The following is a 3745-nucleotide window of genomic DNA, read 5'->3' as shown; positions in this document are numbered from 1 at the left end:
TTCCGGTTCCGATCACCGCGGGAAACGCCACTACCGTTGTTCATGAACGTCCTCCTTCTTGCGTGTGGGACACCAAGCCCGACAAGCGCATCAGGAGGACGTTCGCCACGCCAGACCCGACCGCGCAGAACGCCTTTCTATGCCGCAGAGCGCGCAGGCGGTCGTGTCGACACGCCTCGCTTCTGAGGTGGACGTCTAGGCTCGCGGCATGTCCGACTTCATCACCGGCGTCGGCGCGGATTCCGCAGGATTTGGCGCTGGCCGCTGGCTGGGCCGGAGGATGCTTGGGCTGAGGTTCGAGTGCTCGATGAGGACGGTGGATTCAGCCGTTCCGCCACCCTCAGGTCTGACTCGTCGATGGCGCACCGGTGCCGCTGAAGTGGACGGCCACCTCTTGACCTTCTCCGCGTACTGGGTCAGCGGGATCCGTTTCCCACGGCGCCGCGGGATCCAGCTTGAGGTGGCTGAGATCGACTTCCATAAGACGAGGAACCTCAGTCAGTGGGAGAGTTGGTATTTGGCTTTAGCCGCCGACACTGCGGTCGAGTTCACCACACGGACCGGCCATCGGATCGAATGGGCACTTCCATTGCAACGACTCGAATCGTTCGAGCGCAGGTGGAACCGGCCAACACCGCCCGCCTGACCCTCACCCTGCGGACACCGGTGCCACCGAGTCGGTGCGCGCTCATGCCGCGTTGAGGGCGGCTACGCTCGCCCGTCATGCCGCCGAGCGCGTGTGGCTCAGGTCCGTCACTCATCACCGTTGCAGGCACCTTGACCGTGACCTTGGAGCGAACGGGTTGGCTCCGCATTGGCTCTTTGCCACGGCGACATGTGGGAGATCAGCTGCGATCGGCAGCAACCGTTGGCGGAGGTATCTGTCGACCCACCGGGCCGTCATGGCGCTTCAATAGGTCATGGGCACGTTGCCATCGGGGACCGTGACGCTGCTGTTCTCGGACATTGAAGGTTCGACCGTGCTGTTGGGCCGGCTGGGTCCCGACTATGCCGACGCCTTGGGCGCGCACCGGCGCATCCTCCGCTCCGCGTGGGCCGAACACCGGGGCGCCGAGCTGGGAACCGAGGGAGACAGCTTCTTCGTCGCGTTCGAGGCGGCGGTGGACGCGGTGTCAGCCGCGGTCCAGGCTCAGCGCGGGCTGACGCGGTTCTCGTGGCCGGAGGGTGAACGGGTCCGAGTTCGGATGGGCATTCACACCGGGACACCGACGGCCTACGACGGCGGCTACGTCGGGATGGACGTGCACCGGTGCGCTCGGGTGGCCGGGGCCGCCCACGGGGGACAGATCGTCATCTCGGACGTCACCGCGGACAATCTCGGCAGCCCGCTGCCGCACGACGTGCGCCTGCTCGACCTCGGGTTGCACCAGCTGAAGGACCTACCCGAGCTGGAACGCCTGTACCAGGTGCAGGCTGACGGCCTGCCAGCCCAGTTTCCGCCGCTGAAGTCGCTGGGTGCGGTCTCTCGTCTACCCAGTCCGGCGACGCCGTTGGTCGGGCGTGAGGCCGAGCTGGCACAGTTGGGGGCCCTGTTGGGGCCCGGGGGCGCCCGCCTCGTGACCTTGACCGGTCCCGGCGGGTCGGGCAAGACCCGACTCGCGCTCGAGCTGGCGCGTCGATGCGTCGCCGACTTCCCAGACGGGGTCCACTTCATCCCGCTGGCGGAATCCCGCACCGCCGATCAGATGTGGGACGCCATCGCCGAGACGCTGGGGGCGCCCTCGGGCCCCACGCCGGTGCTCGCCCGTCTGGGCACCCTTCGGCTCCTCCTGGTGATCGACAACCTCGAGCAGCTGGACGGAGCGGACCGTGTGATCGCCCAGATCCTGCACGGCGCCCGGGAGGTGACGCTGGTGGCGACCTCACGCCGCCCTTTGCACCTGTCCACGGAGCAGGAGATCCCCGTCCCGCCACTGGGTCTGCCGTCCGACGACGGTCTCACCGCGGCGCAGGCTTCGCTGGCGGTGCAGCTGTTCGTGCAGCAGGGCCGGCGGGTACGGCCGGACTTCGGCCTCGGCGCCGAGAACGCGGCCGACGTGGTCGCCGTGTGCCGAGGACTGGACGGACTGCCGCTGGCAATCGAGATCGCCGGTGCGCGGCTGAAGGTGCTCACTCCGCGTGCGCTCCTCGCCCGACTGAACACCGGGCTGGACATGTCCACGACGAAGCACGACGTTGCCGACCGCCAACGAACCCTGCGCGCCACCATCGCCTGGTCCTACGACCTGCTCCCACCCGAGTCCCAGACGGCGTTCGCGCGTCTCGGGGTCTTCGAGGGCGGGGCGGACCTGCCGGCCGTCTCCGCCATCCTCGACGACGGATCCGACCCGGCAGGCGTTGACCCGCTCGAGGTGATCGTCAGCCTGGTCGACGCCAGCCTCGTGCGCGTCACCGAGAACCACGACGGCGAGCCGCGAGTCGAGTTGCTCGAGACCGTCCGCGCCTTCGCCGTGGACCGGCTCGCCTCCACAGGCACCCTCGACAGGGTCCGTGGACAGCACGCTCGGCACTACCTGCGCGTGGTCGAGACGGTCGGGCCCCAGCTCCGCGGAGATCGGTTCTGGCAGGCCCGCGCGGAGCTCGATGCGGAACAGAGCAACGTCCGCGCAGCGCTGCGCTGGTGCCTCGAAGCCGAACCCAGCGGCGACATCACAACCGGCCGCTCCGAGCTGGCCTTGAGGTTGTGTTCGGGTTTGTGTGACTACTGGACCGATGGCGCGAAGTACGTCGAGGCCCGCCAATGGCTCGAAGCGGTCATCGCCCGCGCTGAGACCACGGTCAGCATTGAACTGGCTCGGTGCGTGTCGTTCCTGACCGGCGCCCTGGCAACCATCGGCGAGGCGGAAGAGGCCAGGCGCCGCGGACTGCAGGCCGTCTCGATGCTCCGGGCCCTCGGCGACACGGGGTATGAGCTGGCCGAGGCACTACGGGTCTCTGCCGCTGCCACACACTACGGCGGCAACCCTGGTGCGGCCCGTCTGCTGTTGGAGGAGGCTCTCGAGGTCGGCCGAGGTTCGACCGATGGCGGGCCCTACCATCGCATTCTGGACAACCTCGCCGACCTCGAAAGCCACGAGCGCAACTACCACCGGTCACTTGAGCTGCACGACGAGGCGATCGCACTGGCTCAGGCTGCCGGCCATTTCGAAGCCGCCCGCGTCTGGCGGCACAACAGGGCCTGTGTGCTGAGACTGGTCGGCCAAGTCGCTGAGGCGCGCGACGAGATGCTCGAACTGATCCCGGCGTCGCTCCGACACCCGAGCACGTGGAACCTCATCACCATGGCCGAGGACTTCGGCGCGATCCTCGCTGACCTGGGGCAGCATCACGACGCGGTGCGGCTGCTGGGTGCGGTCGACCTCCTGCGCGAGCGCAGCGGATACCCGCGAGCTCGGTTACAGGAGAGTGAGATCCACGAGGCGTACGCGGCATCCAAGGCGTGCCTGTCGCCACAAGACTGGCAGGACACATTCCAGGGGGGTCGCAACACCACCGTGAATGCCCTTCTCGAGGCACACGTCACCGACTGAGCGGCCGAGCGCCCTCCATGCCGTCCTCCGAACGTCCGCTACTGCCGCGGTCAGGACGGCTACGCGCGTCCGAGTGTGCCGCGATCCCAAGACCAGCTCAGGACAGCTGCCGAGGCTTGCCGGGAAACATGGCGAGAAGCAATGTCACGGCCGCCGCCGCGATGACTGCCCCGTATGCAGAGGTCAAGAAGAAG

Annotated in this window: 2 protein-coding genes; both read left to right on the top strand. The window is 68.0% G+C overall.

Features of this window, described 5'->3' with window-relative positions; all coding sequences use genetic code 11:
- Positions 1 to 208: 208 nt before the first annotated feature.
- The gene (locus AB4030_RS22300; protein WP_442281389.1) at positions 209 to 646 is read left to right on the top strand and encodes a hypothetical protein; all 438 of its coding nucleotides are present in this window, start codon (positions 209 to 211) and stop codon (positions 644 to 646) included.
- A 298-nt stretch (positions 647 to 944) separates the two neighbouring features.
- The gene (locus AB4030_RS22295; RefSeq protein WP_442281388.1) at positions 945 to 3551 is read left to right on the top strand and encodes an ATP-binding protein; all 2607 of its coding nucleotides are present in this window, start codon (positions 945 to 947) and stop codon (positions 3549 to 3551) included.
- Positions 3552 to 3745 lie beyond the last annotated feature (194 nt).

The organism is Terrabacter sp. 2YAF2, assembly GCF_052114705.1.
GTDB lineage: Bacteria > Actinomycetota > Actinomycetes > Actinomycetales > Dermatophilaceae > Terrabacter.
The sequence above is the reverse complement of the archived record's forward strand: the minus strand, read 5'-3'. Positions and strand labels throughout refer to the sequence as shown.

Bases quoted from the DNA above. Each gene is read 5' to 3' on its own strand.
- AB4030_RS22300 (WP_442281389.1), top strand. From the start codon at position 209: ATGTCCGACTTCATCACCGGCGTCGGCGCGGATTCCGCAGGATTTGGC.